Source organism: Klebsiella sp. DY2415 (assembly GCF_026314315.1).
GTDB classification, from domain to species: Bacteria; Pseudomonadota; Gammaproteobacteria; order Enterobacterales; family Enterobacteriaceae; genus Klebsiella; species Klebsiella ornithinolytica.
The window spans coordinates 2,290,642-2,316,334 of record NZ_CP111115.1 but is presented as its reverse complement, the minus strand read 5'-3'; the positions used below and the strand labels follow the sequence as shown (position 1 = coordinate 2,316,334).

The window sequence follows — 25,693 nt, the reverse complement described above, 5'->3', positions numbered from 1 at the left end:
CCTCTCGTCTTAATTTGTTGAAGTATTATTTTTTATCTGTGCTGTGGGTAGGTGATTGCGACGGAGCGTAATCCACAGGGCGACCAGGGCAGCAATCAGTAAAATCACCTGTGGCGTCAGGGTTTCCAGATAGGGATAAATGCCCAGCCAGCTGATTTCGGGCACGCCGCCAACCAGCGTAGGCTGAAACAGTTTGCCTTCTATCAGTTCAAGGACACCTTTACCGGCAAAAACAAATGCCATCAGGTACATAAAACCGCCGGTGAAGATGAAGAAGGGTTTGAGCGGCAGACGCACCACCGAGTAGCGCATGATGAGCCACGCGGCCAGCAGCAGCACGCAGCCAATAACAAACCCGGCGCCGATGGCAAGATGCCCGGAAACACTCTGCGCGTCGCCCACCAGGGCGTAATAAAACAGGACCGTTTCGGCACCTTCCCGATAGACGGCAAGAAAGCTGGTCAGCCATAGCCCCACCAGCGAGCCGCGAGAGAGCGAATGCGTCAGCTTACCCTCCAGCCAGGCTTTCCAGCGGCGGGATTCAACCTTCGACAGCAGCCAATAGCTCATAAAGAACAGCATCACCACGGCGATCAGCATGGTAATCCCTTCCAGCAGCTCCCGACTGGCGCCGGAGCGGGTAAACACCAGTTGGAAAACGACCGCCGTCGCCACGCTGGCAACCAGCGCTACGACCACCGACTGACGAATCAGCGGCAGCTTGTCGTGATGGTCATTTTTCACCAGCCAGGCCACGATGGCCGCCACAATCAGCAGCGCCTCCAGCCCTTCACGGACAATAATCATCAGGCTGTATAGCAGCAGGCTCCACTGCGTCTCTTCCCCCTCGCCCAGCATCGCCACCGCCTGATGCAGATCGGCTCGTAGCGCAGCGGCTTCAGCCACCAGTTTGTCCTGCGGCTGCCCGGCCTTCATCAGGCTGACCAGACGGGTGAAGTGGGCCTCAAGACGGGTTTTAAATGCGGCATCGCGGGAGCCGATTTTGTTCTCCATCCCGCTGGCTTCAAAGCGATCGAAGTAGGTGTCCTGAATATCCAGAATGGCATCGGACGCCTCGCCGTGCTGGTAGCGCGTCAGCGCCGCCTCGATACTCTGGTTGATCCCCGTTGCAACGTTGGCCCAGTCAGCGGCCGGCGCGCCAGCGGCGAGCGGAGTGCTCCCTTCGTCTGCTGTCGGGGCATTCACCGGCTGGTCATCGCGGGTCGTCGGCAGCCCGGGCAATATGTCTTCGAGTTCCTGCAACAGCGTCGTCACCTGATAAGCCACGTCGTTCAGACGATCCGGCTGGGACGTCAGCGCAATCAGGGCGGTAAACTGCTGGTTAATGGCCGCCGCCTCTTTTGCCGAGCGGTTTTGCCGCACCGACATTTCCATCTCTGAGTTTTTAAACCCCTGATAGTGCGCCTGCTGCACCTGCTGACTGGCGAGGGGGTAATTTCCCGTCTGATAGGCGCTCACCGCCTGCGCCAGCAGATCGTCGATGGTGCGGAAGCTGTTCTGCCAGTGCAATGCGATATCGCCCCGGGTCAAAGCGGTATGCTGCTCTTCCGCCACCAGCCGATGACCGCCATCCAGCACAGGCTCAACGTCGCGCAGCGCTTTCTTAAGTCCGTCCACCCGAGCCTGAACCTCTTGCAGCGGCTTGCCGTCTGCAATCATGCGACGGATGTCACCGAAAGTGCTCTCCATTTCGTAGCTTTTGCGCGCCGAAAAATTGATGCGGATAGGGCCTTCGAGGTTTTCAAACACTTCGAAATAGGCGGCCTGCACTTCCCGACGCGCCTCGTTGTTTTTTTGCTGCTGGTAGAGCTCGATCGTTTTATCCAGCCGGTGCTCAATATCCTCGATCAGCGGCGCGTAGCGGGTTTGCGCCGTCGCGCAGGCGCAGAACAGGACGCTGAGCAAAGTGAGCAGCAGAAAAGAGCGAGGAGCTGACATGACGGGTTCCATTAACGGCAATGATAATAGTTATCATTGTCATTTTTCCTTGCAGTCCACATGACCCAGATCATGAAAATGTCAAATGGTGACAATTTATGTAAAAAGCTGCAAAGAACAACACGTTTTGTGTCGGCTGCGCGCGTCCGTTTTTGATGTCATCCCCGCCCGCAAGATAAAAAACGACGCCGGAAGTGGCGTCGCGGCGGGGAGGCAAACGGCTGAAGGTTACTGGGTTAATATCGCGGGATTATCCTGCAGATGGCGGAGAAAATTGGCGTAACCTTGCTCCCCCATCCAGAAATTGATGCTTTTCTCCACGCCGGTTGAGGTCAGGGTCGCGCCGCTGATGCCGTCAACGGTATAGGCGTCATGCTGGCCGGTATTGTCCTGAACAACCTGCAACGCGGGCCGCCCATGTTCATCGCGGATTTTTTTCCCTGCCCACTGCCTGCGCCACTGCGGGTCTTCCACCCTCGCCCCCAGCAGCGGCGTCTCATTCTGCTGGTAATAGATCAGGTCATTTACCGTACGGCCATCCGTGCGGAGAGCAACCAGCGCATACATCATTGATTTGGCGCCCTTACCGTAGACCGGCAGAATAATTTGCTGAATACGCTGGTCGGTATCACGGACCAGGTAAATATCCACCAGCGCGCAGCGACGCCGGATCTGCGCCGGGTCGCGGTTCGGTGGCAGGTCTGCACAGCGCTGGTGTTCTTCGCCAGTCTGCCCGGCAGGTACCAGCTCGCCGCGATCGAGATTCAGCTGGCGAGTCACGATGCGTGCCTCGAACAGCGCTCTCAACGTTTGCTCGTCGCGATGCCCGTTGTTCGCTAATCCGGCGACGTTGAGGACCGCAGCTTCCGTCTCTTCATTGACCGGCTCCGCAGCGTCATCCTTGAGCAATAAAAAATAAACAGCAACAATTGCAAAACATAAAACACAAACAACCATCAAAGATAGAACAATTATTTTACTCTTGCGCATACGCGTATTTTCCCCGTTGCGAAATGAATGTCTCTTTTTAGATTGCGATGATTTCCATCCTGCTGTCCACTCTCTTTTTTTGCTGTCGCGCGAGCCCGAGGAAGATGAAAAATAACAAAGACGGGGTTGGTTTATTTTATTAAAATGTCAAAATAACAACTCAAAGCGCCCACTTAAAATACAAAAAAAGAAATTAAAATTAATTAATCATATATTTCAACGCTGCGAAAATGTTAACCGCAAATAGATTTCCGCTGGTTGATGCGGCCAGCCTGTCACCGCGATGTGCTACGGATTGATTGCTTTCCACGCAATACTGCACAATCTCCCCTCAGTCCAATGTAAAAAACCGGCCGCCCGCTGGCTTTCATGAAGATTAATATTATAATCAGAGGGATAAAACAGAGCTACCTGCCAACGTCAACCCGGGATAAGAGACAAGCATGTCCAGACCTTCGACGCTGTACGTTCCACATGTTTTAAGCGCGGCGGATATCGCGCCGGAAGAGCGCTATCAGCAAATAGCACAAAACCTCAGCTGCTATGGGATCAAAGTGGTGAACAACCGCCATCCGGCAGACATTATTGCTAATCACAAAACCATCTCCGGGGTTTCTGGCGACTATTGTAGTGCGATGGGCTCAAGGAATGAGACGTTCTTCGATCCTCATCAGGTTGCAGAGTCCTCTGTTTATATCTCATTATTAGTCCACGGCCACCAGTTAATTAACGGCAGAAAAAAATCTGCCGCCGCGCAGGTGAATCCGGGAATGTTGATTGTTCACCAGCGTAATGATTATTACCATTATCAATGTGACGATGTTAAACAGCTGTATATCATTCCGCATAATGAGAAAGTCAAACCATTATTCAGCGGGAAACTCACTAGTCCCATTACTTCACTGGAAAACCATCCTTTAGCGCTATTTTTAAAATCGCATATGCAGCTCCTCGATCAACGGTCAGACCGTTTATCACCGCAAGAAACCGCCGCTATCGTCGATAGTTTGCATCAAATTTCACTGCTGGTGCTGACCGATGTGGCCAAGGAAAAAGGACTGCGTTCATGCGGAAAATTAAGCCATATCGTCAATAGCGCAAGAGCGTTTATTACGCTCAACTATCATCAACACCAGCTCTCTCCCGACCAGCTTTGTCGGACGCTGCGCTGCTCGCGAGCCAGCCTTGACCGGGCCTTCAACGAACAGGGAACCTCGGTAATGGCGGTGATCAAAGAGATCCGCCTGGAGGCCGCCCGACAGCTGTTGGAAAGCAATCCCCATCTGCCCGTCGAGCGCGTCTCCTGGCTATGCGGCTTCATCAGCCACCCGTTATTCAGCAAACACTTTCGCGAAAAATATCATCTCTCGCCGAAAGCCTGGCGCGATAACTATCCATATTAAAACCGCGTATTGACGTTAACGATGGCGGAATGATTTAAAATGTGTCGCCCTACGCTCTTTAATATAGCTGAGTAAACAATAGACGGATATTCCCAGCAGGGCGATGGCGACGATAATTAACAAGAGCGTGCTGATATTCATTCTGGTTTTCTCTTTCACATTGATTATCATTTTTATCATAGTGATTATCGCCGCCGCGAACAGCACCTGCGGCCTCAATCCTGTTCTCTGCCCCTCAATTCTCTCCTCGGCGCAAAGTATTGATCTTCTTCGCCCAGGAGCGCAGCATGGAAGCGCAAACTTAACAAAACAACAACACAATCAAATAGGTCACAGGAGCGTATCAGTGCAAACCGGATATCGTTTTCAGGCGACGGATCTGCATCAGTTCGTCAACACTCTCTTCATTCAGCTTGGCAGTTCTCCCACCGAAGCCTCCCTTGTCGCCGACCATCTGGTGGCCGCTAATCTCGCCGGCCACGACTCACACGGCGTGGGGATGATCCCGAGCTACGTGCGTTCTCATGCGCAGGGGCATCTGCAGCTTAACCGCCATGCCAGCGTGATGAAGGACGCCGGCGCGGTGGTGACGCTCGACGGCAACGCAGGCTTTGGTCAGGTGGTAGCCCATGAAGCGATGCAAAAAGGGATTGAGAAAGCCCGGCAACACGGTATGGCGGCTATCGCCCTGCGCAACGCGCATCATATCGGACGCATCGGCTACTGGGCCGAGCAGTGCGCGGCGGCAGGTTTTATTTCGATCCACTTCGTCAGCGTCGTAGGCGACCCGATGGTTGCCCCGTTTCGCGGCAAAGACAGCCGCTTTGGCACCAATCCGCTGTGCGTTATCTTCCCGCGAGAAGGTCAGCCTCCGCTGCTGCTCGACTACGCCACCAGCGCGATTGCCTTTGGCAAAACGCGCGTCGCCTGGCATAAAGGCGAAGCCGTTCCGCCCGGTTCACTGATTGACGCCCGAGGCGAACCGACCACCGACCCGGCGGTCATGCAGACGTCGCCGCTGGGTGCCCTGCTCACCTTTGCCCAACATAAAGGCTACGCCCTCGCCACGCTGTGCGAAATCCTCGGCGGCGCCGTTTCCGGCGGCCAGACCACCCACCAGCAGAGCCTACAGACCTGCGTTGATGCCATCTTCAACTGCATGACCACCATTATTCTCGACCCGAAAGCCTTCGACGCACCGGATATGCAGCGCGAGACGGAAGCCTTCATCGACTGGTGTAAACAGTCGCCTCACGATGCGCAGACGCCGATTCTGGTGCCGGGCGAATGGGAAGAAGCCAATCGTCAGGCGCGCCTGGCGCAGGGCATTCCACTGGATGCCGGAAGCTGGCAGGCCATCTGCGAAGCGGCGCTGGAAGCCGGATTCCCGGCGCAGGAACTGGCGCAGTTTCAGCCCAAAATGCGCTAGCCCCTGACAGAACGCCCTCCCCGGGCGTTCTGTTACGTCATCGTCATTAGTGACGACATCACGACGACACCTCCGCAGCACGAATTAATCCCCTTATATATCAACGCATTAATTTTGGCACAACTTCTGCATACCGCTCCTGCCTTCCGCTTGCATCGCGGCGAAAGGATTCCATGACGATGGCGGGCCGGGCCCGGCCTGACCATCGATCTTCATTCACTGTTAACAGGTCTGTTACTGATGAAAAAAATCACAAGCGTTTGCCCTTATTGCGGGGCGGGTTGCAAACTCAAGCTGGTTGTCGATAACAATAAAATTATCCGTGCGGAAGCCGCCGATGGGGTGACCAATCAGAATCAGCTGTGCCTCAAAGGGTATTACGGATGGGATTTTCTTAATGATACTCAGCTGCTTACCCCACGCCTGAAGCAGCCGATGATTCGCTACCAGAAAGGGGGGAAACTCACCCCGGTCAGCTGGGACGAGGCGATTCGCTATACGGCTAAAAAACTCCGGGAGATTAAAGAACAGTATGGCCCGCGCGCGATTATGACGACCGGTTCGTCTCGCGGTACCGGGAATGAAACCAACTATGTGATGCAGAAATTTGCCCGGGCGGTGTTAAACACCAACAACGTCGACTGCTGCGCCCGCGTGTGTCACGGTCCGTCGGTAGCGGGTCTGCAGGTGGCGCTGGGTAACGGCGCGATGAGCAACTCCATCAGCGATATTGAACACTCAAAATGTCTGCTGGTCTTTGGCTACAACTGCGCCGATTCCCACCCTATCGTCGCCCGTCGGGTGATTAAAGCGCGCGAAAACGGCGCGAAAATCATCGTCTGCGATCCGCGACGAATTGAAACCGCCCGCATTGCCGATCGCCACCTGCAGCTCAACAACGGCAGCAATATGGCGCTGGTCAACGCCTTCGGCCACGTTCTGCTGGAAGAAGATCTCTATAACCATGATTACGTCGAACGCTTTACCGAAGGGCTGGACGCCTACCGTGAGGCGGTGAAAGCCTACTCGCCTGAAGCGGTGGAAGCGGTCACCGGCGTCCCGGCGCAAGAGGTACGTCAGGCGGTGAGAATGTTTGCCGCCGCGCCGTCGGCCACGATTATGTGGGGCATGGGCGTTACGCAGTTCGGCCAGGCGGTCGACGTGGTGAAAGGCCTCGCCAGCCTGGCTCTGCTGACCGGTAATCTCGGCCGGGAACATGTCGGCGTCGGCCCGGTGCGCGGGCAGAATAACGTCCAGGGGGCCTGCGACATGGGCGTGCTGCCGAATCTGTTCCCCGGCTATCAGGAGGTGACCGATCCCAACGTCCGCGCCAAATTTGCCGAGGCCTGGGGGATCGACCCGGCCATAATGGATGACAAAGTCGGCACCCGTATTACCGAAGTTCCGCATAAAGCGCTGAGCGGGGAGATCAAAGCCTACTACATCATGGGGGAAGACCCGCTGCAGACCGAAGCCGATCTGGGGCTGGTGCGTAAGGGCATCGAGGCGCTGGATTTTGTCGTGGTGCAGGATATTTTCATGACCAAAACCGCCGAAATAGCCGACGTGCTGCTGCCTGCCACCTCCTGGGGCGAACACGGCGGCGTCTTCACCTGCGCCGATCGCGGTTTTCAGCGCTTCGAAAAAGCCATCCCGGCCCCGGGCAACGTAAAACGCGACTGGGAGATCATCAGCCTGCTGGCCAGCGAAATGGGCTACCCGATGCATTACGACGACAACCAGCAAATCTGGGACGAAATGCGCGAACTGTGCCCGCTGTTCTACGGCGTCACCTATGAAAAAATGGGCGATATGAACCACGTGCAGTGGCCGTGTCCGACGCTCGAACATCCCGGCACGCCTTGGCTGTATAAAGGAAACCGCTTTGATACCCCGTCGGGGAAAGGTCAGCTGTTTGCCGCGCCGTGGCGTGCGCCGGCGGAGACCCCGGATGCCGACTATCCGCTGGTGCTCTGTACCGTGCGCGAAGTCGGCCACTATTCGTGCCGCTCGATGACCGGCAACTGCGCGGCGTTGCAATCCCTTGCCGATGAGCCCGGTCGCGTGCAGATAAGCCGCGCCGACGCCGACCGGCTGGGGATCGCCGATCGGCAGCTGGTGTGGGTGAGCTCGCGTCGCGGAAAAGTGATTACCCGCGCGGATATCAGCGATCGTATTAACCACGGCGCCGTCTATATGACCTACCAGTGGTGGGTCGGTGCCTGCAATGAGCTGACTCAGGACAACCTCGACCCGGTCTCGAAAACGCCGGAAACCAAATATTGCGCGGTGAAGATAGAAGCCATCAAGGACCAGCTCTGGGCAGAGCAGTTTGCCTGGCGCGCCTACAGTGACATGAAAGCGCGCCTGAAGGCGGCAGTAAACGCCTGATTGTCGGGGGAGAGGTATCGCCTCTCCCTTTCACGGCGATCGCAACAGGTTCCGCCGTGGCGTCAGCCCGCCGGCAGCAGTTTTTCCACCAGCGCCGTCCACAGCGTCACGCCGTGTTCAATCAGATCGTCGTTAAAATCATAGCTGGCATTATGCAGCGGTTTCGACGGCGTTTCGCCATCGGTACCGATCCAGAAATAGGCGCCAGGGCAGGCCTCCAGCATGCAGGCAAAATCCTCCGACGCCATCGACGGCGCGATCTGCCCGCTCACCGCCGCCTCGCCCAGTACCGCCACCGCCGCCTCGCGCACCTTTAGCGCCTCCGCGCGATGGTTTTTGGTCACCGGATAGCCGGGATACCAGGCAATGCTCCCCTGCACGTCGGAGACCTGCGGCTGCGTACTGACATAGTGCGCAATCAGCCCTTTCACTCGTTCACGCACCCGGTTGCTCAGGCAGCGGAAGGTGCCGCGCAGCACCACTTTGTCCGGTAAAACGTTAATCGCTTCACCGCCGTTAATCTGGGTAATGCTGACGACCGCCGACTCTTGCGGCGACAGGCGACGCGAGGGGATCGTCTGCAGGGCCATAATCAGCTGCGCGGCGGCGACAATCGGATCGGCGCCGCTTTCCGGCATCGCCGCATGGCAGCTTTTGCCGGTCAGGGTGATTTCAAACGCATCCAGCGAGGCCATCATCGGCCCTTCGTTAACCGCCACGTGCCCCAGCGGCAGCCCGGGCCAGTTATGCAGCGCGTAGATACCGTCCATCGGGAAACGTTCAAATAGCCCCTCTTCCACCATCTTGCGCGCACCGCCGAGGTTCTCCTCGGCCGGTTGAAAAACAAAATGCACCGTCCCGCGAAAGCGGCGAGTCTGCGTCAGATGGGCGGCGGCGGCCAGCAACATAGCAGTATGACCATCGTGGCCGCAGGCGTGCATCACGCCCGGATTACGGGACTTGTAGCTGACGTCACCCAGTTCAGTAATCGGCAGCGCGTCCATATCGGCGCGCAGGCCGATAACCGGCCCGGGGCCGTTCTCCAGGGTGGCCACCACCCCGGTCCCTGCCAGCCCGCTATGCACCTGCAGGCCAAAAGATGTCAATAATTCAGCGACGCGACGCGAGGTTTTCTGTTCCTGGTAGCCCAGCTCCGGGCAGGCATGAAAATCACGACGCCAGCGGATGGCCTCGGCGATCGATGAAGGCGATACTGCCATGTGTTACTCCTTTCCTGCACAGCATCAACGCTGAACGAGTATGAAATCGGGATACATTTTATGCATGCGCCCGTCGCTGGCGGAATGCCCTCTTCGTTATATCCTTTCGCCAGCGCGCTGACAACACTCCCCGGAGGCCCGAACGGCGCGTTTTGCCGGGTGCCCGCACCCGCGTATCAATATTAGTAGTCATTTCAACGGTGACAGCGCGCATACGATTAATTAATATTCAGGGTCGTCGGCACTTTGCCGGATTATCCACCTGTTGACTTCCGTTATCGGGAATAAAATGTTTAACCCAGACCAGAATCGCCTTGCCCCCACGCTGGCGATGATTATGGCCGCGTCATTAGTGGGATTTATCACCGGTTATACGGTGCCTTTAATCAGCCTTGAACTTGCGCAGCAGCAGATAGACACGGTCTATGTCGGCCTGCTGGCCGCACTGCCGCCGGCGGGGATGATGCTCTCGTCGTTCCTCTCGCCCGCGCTGTGCCGTCGTTTTGAGATGGGCACCCTGCTCACGGCCAACCTGATCCTGCTGGCGCTCGCCACCATCGCCTCCTGTCTGACCGTCGATCTGCTGCCGCTGCTGCTGCCGCGCTTTCTGACCGGTATCGCCTCCGGGGTGATCATCGTGCTTGGCGAAAGCTGGATAACCGGCGGCGCGGCGGGTAAAAACCGCGCGACGCTGACCGGTATTTACGCCTCGGCATTCACCGGCTGCCAGCTGGCCGGGCCGCTGCTGATCTCTGCCGGCGCCGATTATCAAATCTGGGTGCTATTGGCCGTCGTCGGTCTGACCGCAGCCTGTCTGTTGATGCTGCGCCATCTGCCGAGCGGAAGTCGCGAAAGCCTCTCTGAACGCGCCAGCTGGCGTAGCCTGGGCGCGTTTTTACCGGTTCTGGCGTCCGGCGTCTTCTGCTTCGCCTTCTTCGACGCCAGCATTCTGGCGCTGCTGCCGCTCTACGGGATGGATAAAGGGCTGAACGAAGCGATGGCGGTCCTGCTGGTGACCATTGTGCTAACCGGCGATGCCTTCTTCCAGGCGCCGCTGGGCTGGGTGGCCGACAAATTTGGTATCCGCCGCGTGCATCTGAGCTGCGCGGCGGTGTTTTGCCTCGCCCTGGTGGCGCTGCCATTCCTGCTGGCGTCGCCTGTACAGCTCATTGTCGGGTGTCTGATCCTTGGCGCGGCGGCGGGGGCGCTATATACGCTCTCGCTGGTGCGCGCCGGTAAAACCTTCAGCGGGCAGAAGCTTATTATGATCAACGCGCTGCTGGGCTTTTTCTGGTCGGCGGGCAGCGTTGCCGGGCCGGTTGTCAGTAGCCTGCTGATCAGCGTCTCCGGTTATGATGGCCTGCTGATCGCCCTTCTGGCCTGTGGAGTGTTGTTCCTGCTGATTCAGTGCCTGGGGAAAACGGAGAAAGCGCTGCTGGCGAATGAACGCCAGGACCGCGATGACGACGATGCTCAGACTGAAACCGCCTGAGATGCGACGGCAAGCGCCATCAGCGGATGTTCCCTGATGGCGCGCCGTCGTACGGTATTATAGTACCTTGCTTAAAAAGGCCGCGGTGCGCGGATTGACCGGAGCGGTAAAAATCTGCTCTGGTCTCCCCTCTTCCTGAATAATGCCCTGATCGATAAAGATAACCCGGTCAGCCACTTCACGGGCAAAGCCCATCTCGTGCGTGACGATAACCATCGTCATCCCTTCGCTGGCGAGATTTTTCATCACTTCCAGCACGTCGCCCACCAGCTCGGGGTCCAGTGCAGAGGTCGGCTCATCAAACAGCATAATCGAAGGCTTCATCGCCAGCGCGCGGGCAATGGCCACCCGCTGTTGCTGGCCGCCGGAGAGACTGGAGGGCCAGGCGTCACGCTTATCGCTTAATCCAACCTTCGCCAACAGCTCCTCCGCCAGCAGCACCGCCTGCGAACGGCTCACGCCGTGCAGGTTGACTGGCGCCATGATCAGATTTTCCAGCACCGTCATATGGGGGAACAGATTAAAGCGCTGAAATACCATGCCAACGCTTTCCCGCATCTTGTTCAGATCGGTGCTGCGGTCGTGGGCGGCAAAGCCGTTGACTTCGACGATGCCTTCGCTGACGCTTTCCAGCGCATTCATACAGCGCAGGAACGTGCTTTTTCCGGAACCCGACGGCCCGATAATACAGACCACTTCCTGCGGTTTAATATCGCAGCTGATGCCCCGCAGTACGTGGCTGTCGCCGAAACGTTTGTGCAGATTATTAATGTGAATCACTTTTGCCAAACCTCTTTTCCAGACGGTTAACCAGCTGCGCCAGCAGGAAGGTAATGACCCAGTAGACCAGAGAAATGGTCAGGTAGGGTTCCCAGTAGGTGGCATAGGCGCCGGACACGGTACGCGCGGCATAGGCCAGATCGGCAAGACCAATCGCCGAAGCCAGCGAAGAGTCTTTGACGATGGCAATGGCATTGTTCCCCAGCGGCGGCAGGATCCGCCGAAAGGCCTGCGGCAGAATCACCTGGCGCATGGTTTTCCACCACGGCATCCCCAGCGCGCGTGAGGCTTCCATCTGCCCCTTATCAATCGACTGAATCCCGGCGCGGAAGATTTCCGAGACATAGGCCCCGGCATTAAGGGTAATGGCCACGATACAGGAGAGAAACGCGCCGTAGTTAGAACGCAGTTCGCGGGCGAAATCGGCGCTCATCAGCCCATGGCTGACCAGCAGACCGTCACGCGGGTTGATAAACAGCGGCACCAGCGCGAAGTGCACCACCATAATCTGCACAAACAGCGGGGTGCCGCGAAACGCGCTGACGTAAACGCGCACCGGATACTGCACCAGATAGCGCAGCACATATTTCCACGCGCCGTGTTCCGCTTTCGCCATACGCCCAAGGCCCAGCGTCAGGCCCCACAGAGTACCGAGGATCACGCAGATAATGGTACATTTAATGGTCATCAAGGCGCCGTCCATAAACAGCGGACCGTACTCCTCGATGATCTCCCAACGGAATCCCGTCATAGTGCTTCCCTAAAAAATACGGCTATCGCACGCGTCGATAGCCGTCATGAAAACCAAAAGATGAATTATTGCGCAGGCAGCGTCGGGACGTTGTCGTCAAACCAGGTTTTATAGATTTTGGCGTAGGTGCCGTCGGCGACGATTTTCTTCAGACCGGCGTTGATTTTCGCCTGCAGCTCAGCGTTGCCTTTGGCCACCGCAATACCGAAATACTGACGTTCAAACCTGGCGTCCGGCACCAGCCTGAACTGCTTCTCCGGGTGCTGTTTGATGTAGTATTTCACCACGCCCACATCGCCCACCGCCGCGCTGACGCCGTCTTCAAACAGCTCCTGCAGCATCAGCGGGGTATTATCAAAACGCTTAATAGAGGTGCTGTTTTTACCCAGCACATCAGAGACCACGATATCGCCGGTGCTGGAGTTCACCACGCCGACCTTCTCACTCTTCAGCGCTGCCAGGGAGGTCACTTTGGAGTCTGCCGGCACCACGATGGACTGTTCAGCCGGGAAGTAAGGAGCGGAAAAATCAACCATCTGTTTACGCTTATCGGTGATGGTTATCCCGGAGATAATGATGTCGCGGTCGCCGGAGCCGAGAGTGGCGAAGATCCCTTCCCACGGGGTATTCACCAGCTTGATATTAAAGTTTTCCGCTTTGGCGATCGCTTTGATGATATCGATATCAAAACCTTCCAGCTGCTTCTGGCTGTTTTCATATTCAAACGGGCGGTAGGTCCCGCCGGAACCGACAACGTACGTCTCCTGTGCCGCCTGCGCGCTCCCTGCCAGAGCCACCAACAGACAGCACGCCTTCATCCATTTTCCCATCATGACAACCTCTTTTTATGCATTAATTTTGCATAAAAATACACATCATCACGATTACTTGCAACAGGAAACCTTTCAGCCTGTGAATTATCGCGTACTTAGCTGCGTTTACCGCCGGATTTACCAATCGCTTTATGCAGTTCGTTAATGCGCTTCATTGATTTCATGGTCCGCTGCGGCGTGGTGGTCGCCACCGACAGCACCAGCATTTCGAGACAGACCAGCACCGTACCGTGCAGCGGTACCCGGCCGTTATCGCCGCCGCGCGGAACGTCGATCACCACCTGCGCCTCCTGGCTGAAGCGTGAGTCCACCGCCTGGGTTAACAAAATCGTCGGGATCCCCAGCCGCCGGGCTTCACGCAGCGCGGTCATCCCTTCGCGATGCGGCGATTTTTGTCCCATCATAATCATCACATCGCCGCGCTGCAGACCGATCAGCTGCTCGGCAAGGCTGAAGCCGGTGCGGTTGAGCACGCTGGACGGTAATCCGATACGGCTGAACAGCCTGCCGGTGTACTCCGCCAGAATCCCCGATGCCCCGATGCCGAAAATCGCCACCTGCCGCGCTTCGCTGAGTAGCGCTACCGCCTGGGCGACGGCGGCGCGATTGGTGGGGCGAGAGAGCACTTCACAGGCGCGTTGATGGCCCTCCAGCACAAAATCAATGCTCGAATTCACATCGCAGGAGAGCGCATTCACCGTTGACAGCATCTTCTCCGATGAGGTGATGGAGGGGCCGAACCAGCGCTCCATGGTCTGCTTCAGTTCGCGCAGTCCGGCAAAGCCCAGCGCCTGAATGGCCCGCACCACCGTGGCATCCGAAGTCTGAGTCGCCGCGGCGATCTCCATCGCCGTGCGCTCCAGCACCACTTCCCGGTTTTCGTTGATATAGCTGACGACCGCCAGCAGCCGCGGCGAGAGCTGGTGCGCCCGGGCGCGAAAGCGTTCGCCGAACAGGTCGACCCGCCCTTTCTCTCTTTTTACCGGGGTTTTCATTTCAGCTCCGCCGGCAGCGGCCGACCGGCAATGTGCGACTGCACCTGTGCCACCATCAGGGTCAGAGCGGCAAAGGAGTTGGAGATAACCTCCTCACGCGGCAGCAGGATATAGCGACCGGTGCGGCAGGCACGCATAAAGTCGCACCAGCCGGGCATCACCCCTTCCATCGCCTGCAGCTCCTCCTGCGGTTTACCGCCGGTATCCGAGCGCCAGGTAGCAAAAACAAAATCTGCATCCAGCTCCGGCAGCTGTTCGGCGCTGACGTCAATACGTTGGCCGTCAGGGATCTTGTCGATCAACGGCGGAAAACGAAACCCGGCGTCGCGCAGTACCCGTCCCAGCGCGTGGTAAGAGTGGTGAACGGTGACTTTGCCATTGTTGGCCTGAATAACCGACACCGTGATGTTGCGGGTATCCACCATCGCTTTGAGCTGGGCTATCTGCGTCTGATAGCGGCGCTCAAGAATGGCCAGCCGCGCTTCGCTGCCGGTGAGCTGCGCCAGCTTGCTGTAAATTCGCGGCGCGCTGCCCTGCAGATGGTCAATGCTGACCGTCGGTGCAATCTTCGCCAGCTGTTCCACAGAGACGTGGCGACTCGGTTCGGTAATAATCAGATCCGGCTTCGCCGCTGCAACGGCTTCGAGGTCAATATCCGCGGTGCCGATAAACTGAATCGCGCTGTTATCAAAATCGACCCCGGTCAGCTGGGCGCTGGAGCGCAGATAGTGGCTACCGTCGGGGCGGGTGCGCCCGTGGCTGGCCACCGGCGGCACGCCAAGCTCAATCAGCGGAATCGTGATATCCAGGTCGTGCATCGAGACGATACGCTGCGGATGCAGCGGCACCGTCACCACCCGCCCTAAATCATCAGTAAACGTTTGTGTTTGACGCTCGGCGGCGCCGGTCACGCCCGCCGCTAACAACAGCAAAGAAATAAGCCAACGCATAGCAACCCTTCTACATTACAGGGCGTCACGACGACGCCACAGCAGCAAGATAAAAAACGGACACCCCACCAGCGCAATAACAATTCCGGCCGGAATTTGCAGCGGCGCGAAGGCCAGACGGCCGAGAGTATCGGTAAACAGCACCAGCAGCGCGCCAATCAACGCGCTGCCGCACAGGAGCGACACCTGACCACCGCGCAGCAGAAAGCGTGCCATGTGCGGCGCCATCAGCCCCACAAAACCAAGGCTACCGACGCAGGAGACGCTGGCGGAGGTGAGCAGCACCGGCGCAAAAAAGCGCAGCAGGGTCAGCTGCTGCAGGCGTACGCCGAGTCCCACGGCGGTACGGTCGCCAAGCAGCGCCACATCCGCCGCCCGGGCGGTCAGAAACAGAATCAATGTCCCCGGCAACGCCCACAAAAAGGCCACCAGCAGCAGCGTCCAGGTTGCCGCATGCAGACTGCCGGCAAGCCAGATCATCGCCGTTTGCACATCGCGCACATCGGCGGTGGTCATAAAAATGCCGACCGCCGCCGCCAGCGTCCAGGAGACGCCGATACCGATCAGAATGAAGCGCGGCCGCGAGCAATCCCGGGCCAGAACCAGCACCAGCAGCGCCACCAGCGCCCCGCCGAGAATGCCCGCCAGCGGCCGCCAGACCAGCCCGACGGCGGGAAAGAACAGAATCAACGCCAGCACGACCACGCTGGCCCCTTCTTTGACGCCAATCAGCCCCGGATCCGCCAGTCCGTTTCGGGTGATGCTCTGCATCGCCGCCCCCGCCAGCCCGAGCATGGCGCCGCACAGCAGCGCCATCAGCAGCCTGGGAAGGCGAATATCAAACAGGATAAAGCGTGACTGGTCGCCAACATTTTCCGGGGCAAAGAGCGCACGCGCCAGGGTACCGGCAGGCAGCGGGAAGCTGCCGCGCGTCAGGCCAAAGCTTGCCAGAAGCAGAATGGCAATAATCAGCACCGCGGCGATGTTCAGCGCCGCAGGGCGCAGGAGCAGATGGCAGCTCCCCGCGCGAAGGGGCCGGAAACCGGCACGGCGCACCGCGTTTTTCATTTAAAAAACCTCGCCGCGATAAAGATAAATACCGGAGCGCCAACCAGCGCAGTCATCGCCCCGGTCGCCAGCTCCTGCGGCGCCACCAGGGTGCGGGCGGCGATATCCGCAAACAGCAGCACCAGCGCCCCGACCGGCGCCGCCAGCGGCAGCGCCAGACGAATATCTTCGCTGATCAGGCGACGAATAACGTGTGGCACCACCAGACCGACAAAACCGATCGGCCCGGCGACCGCCACTGCCGCACCGCACAGTAGCGCAATAGCACCCAGCCCCAGCAGTCGGGTCTGAAGAATGTTCACCCCCAGCCCCAGCGCCACCTTGTCGCCCAGCGCCAGAACGTTCAGGCGAGGCGCGATAAGCAGCGCGAGCAGGCCACCGGTCAGCGCCGGAAGCGTCGCCGATCGTAAAACTGGCCAGTTGAGTCCGGCAAGATCGCCTGCCAGCCACGTGCGCATCGCCAGCAGCGTTTGTTCATCCAGAATCAGGATCGCGGCGGTGACCGCCGAGGCAAAGGCGGAGAGCGCCACGCCACAGAGCGTGATGCGTAGCGGCGTCGCCCCGCCGCGCCCGGAGGTCGCCAGCAGCATGACGCCGCCAAACAGCAGCGCAGCGCCGCCGGCGGCAATCAGCGGGCGACCTGACGTCATTCCGCTCAGACCCAGCGCCGATGTTGCGACTACCGCCAGTGAGGCGCCGGCATTAAGCCCCAGAATATGCGGTTCCCCCAACGGGTTACGAATCACCGTCTGCAGCAGCACTCCGGCGACGCCCAGCGCCGCGCCGGTCAACAGCGCCGCGGCGAGGCGAACCAGACGCAGCTCGACAATAATCCGCTGGTCAAAATTACGTGGATCGTAGTGAAACAGCGCCTGGAGCACCGTCTCCGGCGCAATCCAGCGAGCCCCCAGTCCCAGCTGCACCACCGAACCGACAATCAGCAGCAGCGTCAGGAGCGCGAGCGCGCGTTTTGGCCGCGCCTGTCGGCGGCGGTGCAACAGCAGCGCGGAGGCGCTCATTGGGCTTCCTCCTGCCGCGCGCGAAAGGGCATAAAAAAGGGTTTACCGGTCTGCGGGTTGAGCGACATCTGGACCTCAACGTCAAACACGGTTTTGATCAGCTCCGGGGTACAGCTGGCGTTTTCGTCCACGATCCCGGCAATACGCCCTTTCTTGAGGAACACCAGGATATCGGCATAGTTCACCGCAAAGTTAAGGTCGTGCAGCACGGTGACCACCGTGCGTCCATGGTCACGGGTCAGGGTTTGCAGCAGTTCGAGGATATCGACCTGATAGCGCAAATCGAGCCAGGTGGTCGGCTCGTCCAGCAGAATCGTCGGCGTTTCCTGCGCCAGCGCCATCGCAATCCAGCAGCGCTGGCGCTGGCCACCGGAGAGGCTGTCTACCGGCAGATGGGCAAATTCGGCGGTGCCGGTCAACGCCATCGCCTCTTCTACCGCCCGCTCGTCGGCATCAGACCACTGGCGCATCAATCCCTGCCAGGGGTAGCGACCGCGGGAAACCAGCTCAAAGACCGTTAATCCTTCGGGAGTGAGCGGCGACTGAGGCAGAATCCCCAGCTGACGTGAAACCGCCCGGGTCGGCATAGTGTGAATCGTCTGACCATCCAGACGCACGCTGCCGCCAAGCGGTTTCAGCATGCGGGCAATCGTCGACAGCAAGGTAGATTTACCGGAGCCGTTAGCCCCGGCCAGTACCGTCATTTTACCGTGAGGGATCGTCAACTGAATATCATCGACAATCAGGGTCTGGCCGTATCCGGCCGACAAGGAATCCAGCACGATTCCCTGCTCTGCAGGCATCACCCGCTGTGGCATAACTCGCTCCTGCGCCGCAACGGCGTGGCATCAGCCAGCACGTTCTGCACTCAAACAAAAATAAATCTCATTCTCTTTTGATCATGCTGCGGATGAATGTAGTAGTCAATACTCTGTTTTATCGGACATAAATTGCCTGCACTACCAGGATTCCTGCATAAAGAAGTTTAAATTTTTTACATAAAAAACAAAAAATTAGATCAAAAAAAACGGGTAAGAAAAAGCGCCGCAATCACCGATCCTGCAACGGTTAATTTTTTATCTTACATAACATTTACTACTACATTCTCTCGTGATTGAATGATTCTCAATTACATATCTGAACGCAAATCATCGCGAGCAACAGGCAGATAATATTTTTAAGGGCAATGATTTAATTGGCTTTTTCTGTCTGCAAAGGACAGATTCGTTCACGAGAAACAGACAAATGACGCGATCAACGATCCCTTTCACAACGCTGAAAGGGCGAGCTCTTTTTTCACTGATATTTTTGGGTTCTTTTACCTCACCGGGATTAATTGCAGCAGAAAACAGCGCCAGCAAAGAGAAAACGGCTGGCGACGAAACCATGACGGTGGTCGCCGCGGGTGCTCAGAGCGACACCAACGGCTATCAGCCGGTTGCCAGCTCAACGGCGACCCTGACGTCGATGCCGCTGTTGGATATTCCGCAGGTGGTAAATACCGTCAGCGACAAGGTGCTGGAAGATCAGCACGCCACTACCCTTGACGAGGCGCTGTATAACGTCGCCAACGTCGTCCAGACCAACACCCTCGGCGGGACCCAGGATGCCTTTACCCGCCGCGGTTTTGGCGCCAACCGCGACGGCTCAATCATGACCAACGGTCTGCGTACCGTTTTGCCGCGCAGCTTTAATGCCGCCACCGAACGCGTAGAAGTACTGAAAGGCCCGGCCTCCACGCTGTACGGCATTCTTGACCCCGGCGGATTGATTAACGTCGTCACGAAACGCCCGGAGAGAACCTTCGGCGGATCGATTTCCGCCACCTCCAGCAGCTTTGGCGGCGGTACCGGCCAGTTTGACGTCACCGGCCCCATCGAAGGCACGCGGCTGGCCTACCGGATCATCGGCGAGTACCAACATGAGGATTACTGGCGCAACTTTGGTAAAGAGAAAAGCAGCTTTATCGCCCCTTCCCTGACCTGGTTTGGCGACAGGGCGACGGTGAACGTGTCGTACTCCCATCGCGACTACAATACTCCGTTCGATCGCGGTACCATCTTCGATCTTAATACCGGTCATGCGGTCAACGTCGATCGGAAAACGCGCTTTGACGAGCCGTTTAACGTGACCGATGGTTATTCCGATCTGGCGCAGCTGAACGCCGAATATCGCCTGAACGATGCCTGGACCGCCCGCTTTGACTACAGTTACAGCCAGGATCACTACAACGATAACCAGGCCCGGGTGACGGCCTACGATTCGGCCACCGGCGATCTGACCCGCCGCGTTGACGCCACCCACGGCTCAACGCAGAAGATGCACACAACTCGCGCCGATTTACAGGGCAACGTGGTCGTCGGCGGGTTTTATAACGAAGTCCTCACCGGCATCGCCTATGAGAATTACGATCTGCTGCGCACCGATATGATCCGCTGTAAGAATGTGAAAGGGTTTAATATTTATAACCCGGTCTACGGCACTGTCGGCACCTGCAGCACCGTTTCGGACTCCGATAGCGATCAGCGTATTCAGCAGGAGAGCTACGCCGCCTACGTTCAGGATGCGCTCTATCTGACCGACAAGTGGATTGCCGTCGCCGGGATGCGCTATCAGTATTACACCCAGTACGCCGGCAAAGGGCGTCCGTTCAACGTCAACACCGACAGCAGCGACCAGAAATGGACGCCGAAATTTGGTCTGGTGTATAAGCTCACGCCAACCGTGTCGCTGTTCGGTAACGTGGCGCAGTCGTTTATGCCGCAGTCATCGATCGCCAGCTACATCGGCAATCTGCCGCCCGAAGAGTCTACATCCTATGAAGTGGGCGCCAAGTTCGATCTGTTAAGCGGTATCACCGCCAACATCGCGCTGTTTGATATCCATAAACGCAACGTGCTGTACACCGAAGCCGTCGGCGATGAGACTGTCGCCAAGACCGCCGGGAAAGTGCGTTCACGCGGCGTCGAGGTGGATCTGGCCGGTTCGATTACCGATAACCTGAGCGTGATCGCCAGCTACGGCTATACCGACGCGAAAGTGCTCGACGATCCTGACTATGCCGGTAAGCCGCTGCCCAACGTCCCGAAACACACCGGTTCGTTGTTCCTCAGCTACGACATCCATAACGTCTACGACAGCAATACGCTGACCGTCGGCGGCGGCGGTCGCGCGGTGAGCAAACGCTCCGGCACCAACGGCGCGGACTATTATCTGCAGGGCTACGCGGTCGCCGATGTCTTCGCCGCCTATAAGATGAAGCTGCAATATCCGGTGACGCTGCAGGTTAACGTGAAGAACCTGTTTGATAAGACCTACTACACCTCATCCATCGCCACAAACAACCTGGGCAATCAGATTGGCGATCCGCGGGAAGTGCAGTTTACGGTGAAAATGGACTTCTGATCGCATCACCACGCCCGGACAGCGCCATCGCGGCCTGTCCGGGTCCATCCGTTGCTCCTGCGCCAGACTACCAGTCCTCCGCCTGCCCCAACATGCGTAAAATATCCTGTCGGTGCTGCAACAGCTGCGGGTTATCCCGATGCCGGGGAAAGGCCAGCGGTAGCGTAAATTCGCCAATGATACGCCCCGGCCGCGGCGACATCACCAGCACGCGTTCGCATAGCAGCAGCGCCTCTTCAATGTCATGGGTCACCAGCAGGCTGGTGTAGCCCTGCTGCTGCCAGAGCGTAATCAGCTCGCGCTGCATGCCGATGCGGGTCAGCGAGTCCAGTTTGCCGAGGGGCTCATCGAGCAGCAGTAAACGCGGCTCGTTGAGCAGCGCGCGCGCCAGCGCGGCCCGCTGGGCCATCCCGCCGGAAAGCTGCCGGGGCCACGCCTGGCTGAATCCCTGCAGACCGATACGCGTTATCAGCGCATCGGCCTGCGCTTCACGCCCTTTTTTGCCCTGCGCCTGCGGCCCCAACAGCACATTTTGCCGCACCGTCAGCCACGGATAGAGCGTCGGATCCTGAAACACCAGAATGCGGTCGGGCCCCGGACCGCCCATCGGCGCGTCATCTATCCGGATCTGCCCGCCCTGCATGGGTTCCAGTCCCGCCAGCAGCCGCAGCAGCGTCGACTTACCGCAGCCCGAAGGTCCCAGTAGCGCCACGCTCTCTCCCGGACGCAGCCGCAGACTGATATTTTCCAGCACCGGCACCGTTTCCCTGCCGAGGGAAAAGGCATGGTGCAAATGGTGAATCTCGATGCCAGCGCCAACCCGGGCGCTGTTCTGGGATGCCGCTGTCGCTACCATGTCATCCCTCCTCGCTGCCACTTCAGCAGCCGATCGCGCACCATAAACAGCCCGCTTATCAGGCCGGAACAGAGAAAGGCCATGACCAGCAGCGCGGCATACATATTGGGGTAAGCCGCCCAGCCCTGCGCCCACTGCAAATAAAAACCGATGCCCGATTTCACGCCAACCATTTCAGCGACGATCAGCACTGAGAACGATGCGCCCAGCCCCATGAACAAGCCGACAAACACATTCGGCAGCGAGGCGGGAATCGCCACCCGTAAAATCAGAAAACGCTGGCTGGCCCCCAGCGTGCGGGCGACGTCATACCAGGCTTTATCGATACTCATGACCCCGGACCAGGTCAGCACGGTGACCGGAAACCAGGTACTCAGCGCAATCAGAAACACGCTTGCCCCAAAGCTGGAGGGAAAAATAAACAGGCATAGCGGCAAGAGCGCCGTTGAGGGCACCGGGCCAAGCAGGCGCAGGACCGGATGCAGCCAGTAGCCGATACGCTGCGACCAGCCAATCGCCAGCCCGCTGATAAAACCGCAGGAGGTGCCGAGCAGCACCCCAAGCCCGAGCAGCCCCAGAGAGTGCAGCAGACTATCCAGCAGCCGCGGCCAGTCGTCGACCAGGACTTCGACCAGCGCCTGCGGCGGCGCAAAAAACGGCACCGGCAGGATCGCCGTTTTTGCCGTCAGCCACTGCCATAACGTAAACAGCAGCGGCAGCAGCGCCAGCCACTTTCCGGCCGCGAGCAGACGACCGCCCCGCTGATGCCAGTAGCGGCAACTTAGCGCCAGCGCCAGCAGTCCACCGGCGATGGCGAGCTGACTCATCGCCCACCCCGCGCTGTAGGGCCAGCGTCGCCCGACATCCGGCCACGCCAAAGTAAACATCCCGCCCGCCAGCCACAGCGCGGCGGCCAGCAGCCCTTCAGACCACAACGGATAGCGCCCCCCGGCGCGCGACAGCGCCCGATCAGGCGAATACGTTGGCATAAATACTCTCCGCAAACTGGTGAGGATTGGTCCCCGGTTTGATCACCTGTACCCGCTGCAGATCGCTCACGTACTGGGTCAATTCATTCACAAAGGCTTCTCCTACGGCGTGGTGTCCATGCCCCTGGCCATGAAGGATCCCCGAGACTTCGGCCTCATCGGTGTTTAATGCATGGGCCATGAACGATTGCGCCACGCTTTCGGGGTGAGCCGATGCATAGCTGTGCGCCTCGAGAATCGCCTGGGTCAGCGCGGCGGCAACCGGTTTGTGATCCCGGGCCAGCGCCCCGCTTACCCCCAGCACGCAGCAGCTCAGGTTGGCGTAATCGCCGCTCATATTGCTGGCGATCAGCTGATATTTCCCGCTTTGCAGCAGGCGGAAGCTGAAGGGCTCGCTGCCGCTGATGGCGGCAATCTCCTGCTTATCCAGCGCGATACTGAGCAGATCCGCCGGGTAAACTTTCCACTGCACGTCGCTTATCGGATCGATGCCATGGCGTTTGAGCAAAATAGCGAAGAAGTTTTTGTCCGGTCCGGCCATATCGGTGACGCCAATCGTCTGCCCTTTCAGACTCTCCAGGCCGCCAAACGGCGAATTTTTTGCCGTCAGCAGATTCAGACAGCCGCCGTGCGTTCCGGCCGTCAACTTGACGTCAAAACCCTGCTCCAGCGCCTTCAACCAGCGCAGCGCCATCCCGACACCGGCATCGGCCTTGCCGGTCGCGATGGCCTCCAACAGCACATCGGTCGAGTTGCCGAAGTTAACGAACTCAACCTCAAGGTTGTATTTGCTGAAAAACTTCTGCTGCTCAGCGACCGCCACCGGCGCGAGGCAAACCGCGCTCTTGTTGATGGCCAGCTTCAGCTTGTAGGGTTCCGCCAGCCGCAGCGCCAGGTTTTCACCGTTTCCGCCCTCCGCCGGCATCGTGGTCATCGTATGCGCCCACAGCGGCCAGGCGGCCGCTGCCAGCATGGTCCCACCGCTGAGCTGTAAAAAGCTGCGGCGTGAGAAAGCGGACTGATTCATGGTCTGTTCTCCTGAGCGGCCGGGACATCAGGCAGCGTAAATCGGGTATCAAAGGTCGGCGTGACATCCAGCTTCGCGCGAATCAGACCATTGGCCTGATAAAAGTCGGCGGTCGCCTGCTGCTGTTCAATGGTGCGCGAGTCCAGACGCTGCCACTGCGACTGGCGGTTAGCAAACTGCGCCCGGGCAATGTCCGGCGGGAAACGGATGATGTCACCAAGGGTTTTGCCATAGCTCTCGAGATTGGCGTAAGCCCAGCGCTCCGCCCCAGCCAGGCGGGTGAGATAATCCTGTAGCGCCGCGCGCTTAGCCGGATCCTTTAAGCTTTCATCCGTTGCCGCCAGAAACGTATTCCCCGGCAGCAGCCCTGTACCGCTCACCAGAATCTGACCTTCGGCGGTTTTCACCAGCTGGGTGGTATAGGGTTCCCAGGTCGCCCAGGCATCGACCGAGCCGTTGAGTAAAGCCACTTTGGCATCGACCGGGCCGAGAAATACCCACTGCACCTCTGTCGGTGAGATCCCCGCCTGCTGCAGGGCTTTCAGCGCCACGTAATGACCGATCGAACCTTTCCCGGTGGCGATCCGCTTACCTTTTAAATCCGCGGCGCGCTTTAGCGAACTTCCCGGAGGAACCAGCACGGCCGTGCCCGCCGGGTTGCTTTTATCGACGGCAATGGCCTTTACCGGCGCGCCGTTGGCGAGGGCAAATAACAGCGGCGCATCGCCAATAATCCCGGCGTCTACCGCGCCGGCGTTCAGCGCTTCCGCCAGCGGTGCGGCGGCCGGAAACTCAGCCCACTTGATCTCATAGCCAAGGTTTTGCAGCGCGTTGGCCGCTTCGAGTTGCGAGCGCATGCCCCCTTTCTGATCGGCAATTCGCAGAGTGATGCGCTCCTGCGCCGACGCCAAAGCGCTCAGCGCCAGCAGCGAGAGCCCCGCGGCCAATCTTGTTATTGTTCGTTCGTGCATAAACATTATCCTTATGATTGAAAAGCGTGTTGACCCGCCGCCTGCCACGCGCTGTCGCTCTGCGGCGTATGCACGCGCCCGCACAGCACGTTGCGATAGTGGCGTTCAAGAGGATGTTGTCGGCTAAGGCCATGATTGCCGGTAAGCTCCAGCGCCAGAGTCACGACCTGCACCGCGTTGTCGGTAATGGTGACCTTGGCCAGATTGGCCTCGGCGGCGGTCAATTCCAGTCCGACGGCCTGTTGCAGCAGACAGCGGTTCGTCAGCAGCCAGCCTTCTATCTGACCTGTTTTTTCCTGCACACGCGGTAGACGGGAGAGCGGGTGCCCGAGGTTAGCCGGCGCCCGCGTACTTAGCCAGCCCAGCAACCAGTCCCGCGCCGCGCGGGCCACGCCGTCATAGATCGCGGCTAACAGCGCGGTCTGTCGATTGGCGAAGAGACGGAAACGTTCGGCATCCGCGGCGGGAGGCGCAGATGCCGGCCAGATATCCACCGCATTTTGCCGGGGGATCGGTACATTTTTCAGTATCACTTCATGGCTGCCGGTCGCGCGCATTCCGGCATGGTCCCAGCTTTTAATAATGGTGACACCGTCACTTTCTCGCGGTACCAGCCAGGTGCCGACCTGCGGATCGAGATCGTCGCTTCGTGCCCAGATAGCCAGCCAGCTTAGCCCTTCAACGCCGGTGGTATAGAGTTTGTGCCCGTTAAGACGCCAGCCGTCGGCGGTACGTGTTGCAACCGTCTGCGGCAGCCCCCCGCGCGCCGGCGAGCCGAGTTCAGGTTCAACTCTCAGGCTGTTGATCAATCCCCCTCGCTCGACGGCATCGCGATAGACCTGCCGACGCAGCGGTTCCGCCCAGCCGTCGCTCTCCGCCAGACGCAGATGATGCAGATACTGCATACAGACGATCAGCGCCGTCGCCGGTTCCCCCCACGCAATGGCGGTAATCGCCTGCTGCAGCCGGGCCAAATCCGCCCCCGCCCCGCCATACTGCGCCGGCGTGGCAAGGCTCAGAAAACCGCTCTGATGCAGGAGCGCGAGATTGTGGTGGGGAAAATCGCCGCTGCGGTCAAGCTCTGCCGCCTGTTCGGCCATCTGCTGACGAATGTGGGTTAGCTGCCGCAACCAGTCGGCCTGCGGCCGCAGGGGCTGTTGAACGG

22 protein-coding genes are annotated in these 25,693 nt (G+C 58.7%); 5 read left to right on the top strand and 17 right to left on the bottom strand.

Going from position 1 to position 25,693, the window contains the following annotated elements:
* Positions 1–9: 9 nt before the first annotated feature.
* Both OQV00_RS10775 and nqrC read right to left on the bottom strand, forming a co-directional pair.
* Positions 10–1,959 carry an FTR1 family iron permease gene (locus tag OQV00_RS10775; protein ID WP_249086072.1) on the bottom strand — a complete coding sequence of 650 codons (1,950 nt, stop codon included), beginning with the start codon at positions 1,957–1,959 and terminating at the stop codon, positions 10–12.
* Positions 1,960–2,187: 228 nt separating this feature from the next.
* A complete protein-coding gene (nqrC, locus tag OQV00_RS10770) occupies positions 2,188–2,949 on the bottom strand; it encodes an NADH:ubiquinone reductase (Na(+)-transporting) subunit C (protein ID WP_015584136.1) in 762 nt (253 codons plus the stop codon).
* A gap of 443 nt (positions 2,950–3,392) precedes the next feature.
* On the opposite strand from nqrC, the gene OQV00_RS10765 reads away from it, so the two are divergent.
* On the top strand, positions 3,393–4,352 hold the full coding sequence (locus OQV00_RS10765; RefSeq protein ID WP_266280300.1) for a helix-turn-helix domain-containing protein: 960 nt from the start codon (positions 3,393–3,395) through the stop codon (positions 4,350–4,352).
* Between the two features lie 15 nt (positions 4,353–4,367).
* Here OQV00_RS10765 and OQV00_RS10760 read toward each other — a convergent pair whose 3' ends face one another.
* Positions 4,368–4,487: a small membrane protein gene (locus OQV00_RS10760; RefSeq protein ID WP_099144820.1), complete on the bottom strand. Its 120-nt coding sequence runs from the start codon at positions 4,485–4,487 to the stop codon at positions 4,368–4,370.
* 211 nt (positions 4,488–4,698) lie between these two features.
* Between OQV00_RS10760 and OQV00_RS10755 the strand changes: the two genes are divergently transcribed.
* Both OQV00_RS10755 and fdhF read left to right on the top strand, forming a co-directional pair.
* Positions 4,699–5,781: a malate/lactate/ureidoglycolate dehydrogenase gene (locus OQV00_RS10755; RefSeq protein WP_004863067.1), complete on the top strand. Its 1,083-nt coding sequence runs from the start codon at positions 4,699–4,701 to the stop codon at positions 5,779–5,781.
* A 240-nt stretch (positions 5,782–6,021) separates the two neighbouring features.
* A complete protein-coding gene (gene fdhF / locus OQV00_RS10750; protein ID WP_004863070.1) occupies positions 6,022–8,172 on the top strand; it encodes a formate dehydrogenase subunit alpha in 2,151 nt (716 codons plus the stop codon).
* 62 nt (positions 8,173–8,234) lie between these two features.
* On the opposite strand, the gene OQV00_RS10745 is transcribed toward fdhF, so the two are convergent.
* A complete protein-coding gene (locus OQV00_RS10745) occupies positions 8,235–9,392 on the bottom strand; it encodes a M20 aminoacylase family protein (RefSeq protein ID WP_064359793.1) in 1,158 nt (385 codons plus the stop codon).
* 289 nt (positions 9,393–9,681) lie between these two features.
* On the opposite strand from OQV00_RS10745, the gene OQV00_RS10740 reads away from it, so the two are divergent.
* Positions 9,682–10,884 carry an MFS transporter gene (locus OQV00_RS10740; protein ID WP_004863077.1) on the top strand — a complete coding sequence of 401 codons (1,203 nt, stop codon included), beginning with the start codon at positions 9,682–9,684 and terminating at the stop codon, positions 10,882–10,884.
* A 57-nt stretch (positions 10,885–10,941) separates the two neighbouring features.
* Here the strand turns inward: OQV00_RS10740 and OQV00_RS10735 are convergent, their stop codons facing one another.
* From OQV00_RS10735 to OQV00_RS10700, 8 genes are all read right to left on the bottom strand, one after another.
* Positions 10,942–11,664, bottom strand: coding sequence for an amino acid ABC transporter ATP-binding protein (locus OQV00_RS10735; RefSeq protein WP_004863080.1), 723 nt, complete (start codon positions 11,662–11,664; stop codon positions 10,942–10,944).
* Positions 11,651–12,415: an amino acid ABC transporter permease gene (locus OQV00_RS10730; protein WP_004863083.1), complete on the bottom strand. Its 765-nt coding sequence runs from the start codon at positions 12,413–12,415 to the stop codon at positions 11,651–11,653. The genes OQV00_RS10735 and OQV00_RS10730 overlap by 14 nt, the downstream gene beginning before the upstream one ends.
* Before the next feature lie 65 nt (positions 12,416–12,480).
* Positions 12,481–13,248 (bottom strand): basic amino acid ABC transporter substrate-binding protein, encoded by a 768-nt coding sequence (locus OQV00_RS10725; RefSeq protein ID WP_004863087.1) that lies wholly within the window; start codon positions 13,246–13,248, stop codon positions 12,481–12,483.
* 95 nt (positions 13,249–13,343) lie between these two features.
* On the bottom strand, positions 13,344–14,243 hold the full coding sequence (locus tag OQV00_RS10720; protein WP_004863091.1) for a MurR/RpiR family transcriptional regulator: 900 nt from the start codon (positions 14,241–14,243) through the stop codon (positions 13,344–13,346).
* Positions 14,240–15,193: an iron-siderophore ABC transporter substrate-binding protein gene (locus OQV00_RS10715; protein ID WP_004863094.1), complete on the bottom strand. Its 954-nt coding sequence runs from the start codon at positions 15,191–15,193 to the stop codon at positions 14,240–14,242. Before OQV00_RS10715 ends, OQV00_RS10720 begins: the two co-directional genes overlap by 4 nt.
* A 15-nt stretch (positions 15,194–15,208) precedes the next feature.
* The gene (locus tag OQV00_RS10710; RefSeq protein ID WP_004863097.1) at positions 15,209–16,261 is read right to left on the bottom strand and encodes a FecCD family ABC transporter permease; all 1,053 of its coding nucleotides are present in this window, start codon (positions 16,259–16,261) and stop codon (positions 15,209–15,211) included.
* Positions 16,258–17,280, bottom strand: coding sequence for a FecCD family ABC transporter permease (locus tag OQV00_RS10705; RefSeq protein WP_075808454.1), 1,023 nt, complete (start codon positions 17,278–17,280; stop codon positions 16,258–16,260). The genes OQV00_RS10710 and OQV00_RS10705 overlap by 4 nt, the downstream gene beginning before the upstream one ends.
* Entirely contained in the window at positions 17,277–18,098 is an 822-nt protein-coding gene (locus tag OQV00_RS10700) for an ABC transporter ATP-binding protein (protein WP_004863104.1), read from the bottom strand. The genes OQV00_RS10705 and OQV00_RS10700 overlap by 4 nt, the downstream gene beginning before the upstream one ends.
* A 517-nt stretch (positions 18,099–18,615) precedes the next feature.
* Here OQV00_RS10700 and OQV00_RS10695 point away from each other — a divergent pair.
* Positions 18,616–20,685, top strand: a complete 2,070-nt coding sequence (locus OQV00_RS10695; protein ID WP_086817543.1) for a TonB-dependent siderophore receptor — start codon at positions 18,616–18,618, stop codon at positions 20,683–20,685.
* 67 nt (positions 20,686–20,752) lie between these two features.
* Here OQV00_RS10695 and OQV00_RS10690 read toward each other — a convergent pair whose 3' ends face one another.
* Genes OQV00_RS10690 through OQV00_RS10670 form a run of 5 tightly spaced genes read right to left on the bottom strand, consistent with a single transcriptional unit; the run spans position 20,753 to position 25,628 of the window.
* Positions 20,753–21,541, bottom strand: a complete 789-nt coding sequence (locus tag OQV00_RS10690; RefSeq protein ID WP_064356970.1) for an ABC transporter ATP-binding protein — start codon at positions 21,539–21,541, stop codon at positions 20,753–20,755.
* Positions 21,535–22,530, bottom strand: coding sequence for an ABC transporter permease (locus OQV00_RS10685; protein WP_088911839.1), 996 nt, complete (start codon positions 22,528–22,530; stop codon positions 21,535–21,537). The genes OQV00_RS10690 and OQV00_RS10685 overlap by 7 nt, the downstream gene beginning before the upstream one ends.
* Positions 22,511–23,557, bottom strand: coding sequence for an ABC transporter substrate-binding protein (locus OQV00_RS10680; protein ID WP_266280296.1), 1,047 nt, complete (start codon positions 23,555–23,557; stop codon positions 22,511–22,513). The genes OQV00_RS10685 and OQV00_RS10680 overlap by 20 nt, the downstream gene beginning before the upstream one ends.
* Positions 23,554–24,528 carry an ABC transporter substrate-binding protein gene (locus tag OQV00_RS10675; RefSeq protein WP_048024829.1) on the bottom strand — a complete coding sequence of 325 codons (975 nt, stop codon included), beginning with the start codon at positions 24,526–24,528 and terminating at the stop codon, positions 23,554–23,556. The genes OQV00_RS10680 and OQV00_RS10675 overlap by 4 nt, the downstream gene beginning before the upstream one ends.
* A gap of 11 nt (positions 24,529–24,539) precedes the next feature.
* Complete coding sequence (locus OQV00_RS10670; RefSeq protein ID WP_266280637.1) at positions 24,540–25,628, bottom strand: acyl-CoA dehydrogenase family protein; 1,089 nt, start codon at positions 25,626–25,628, stop codon at positions 24,540–24,542.
* Positions 25,629–25,693: the final 65 nt, after the last annotated feature.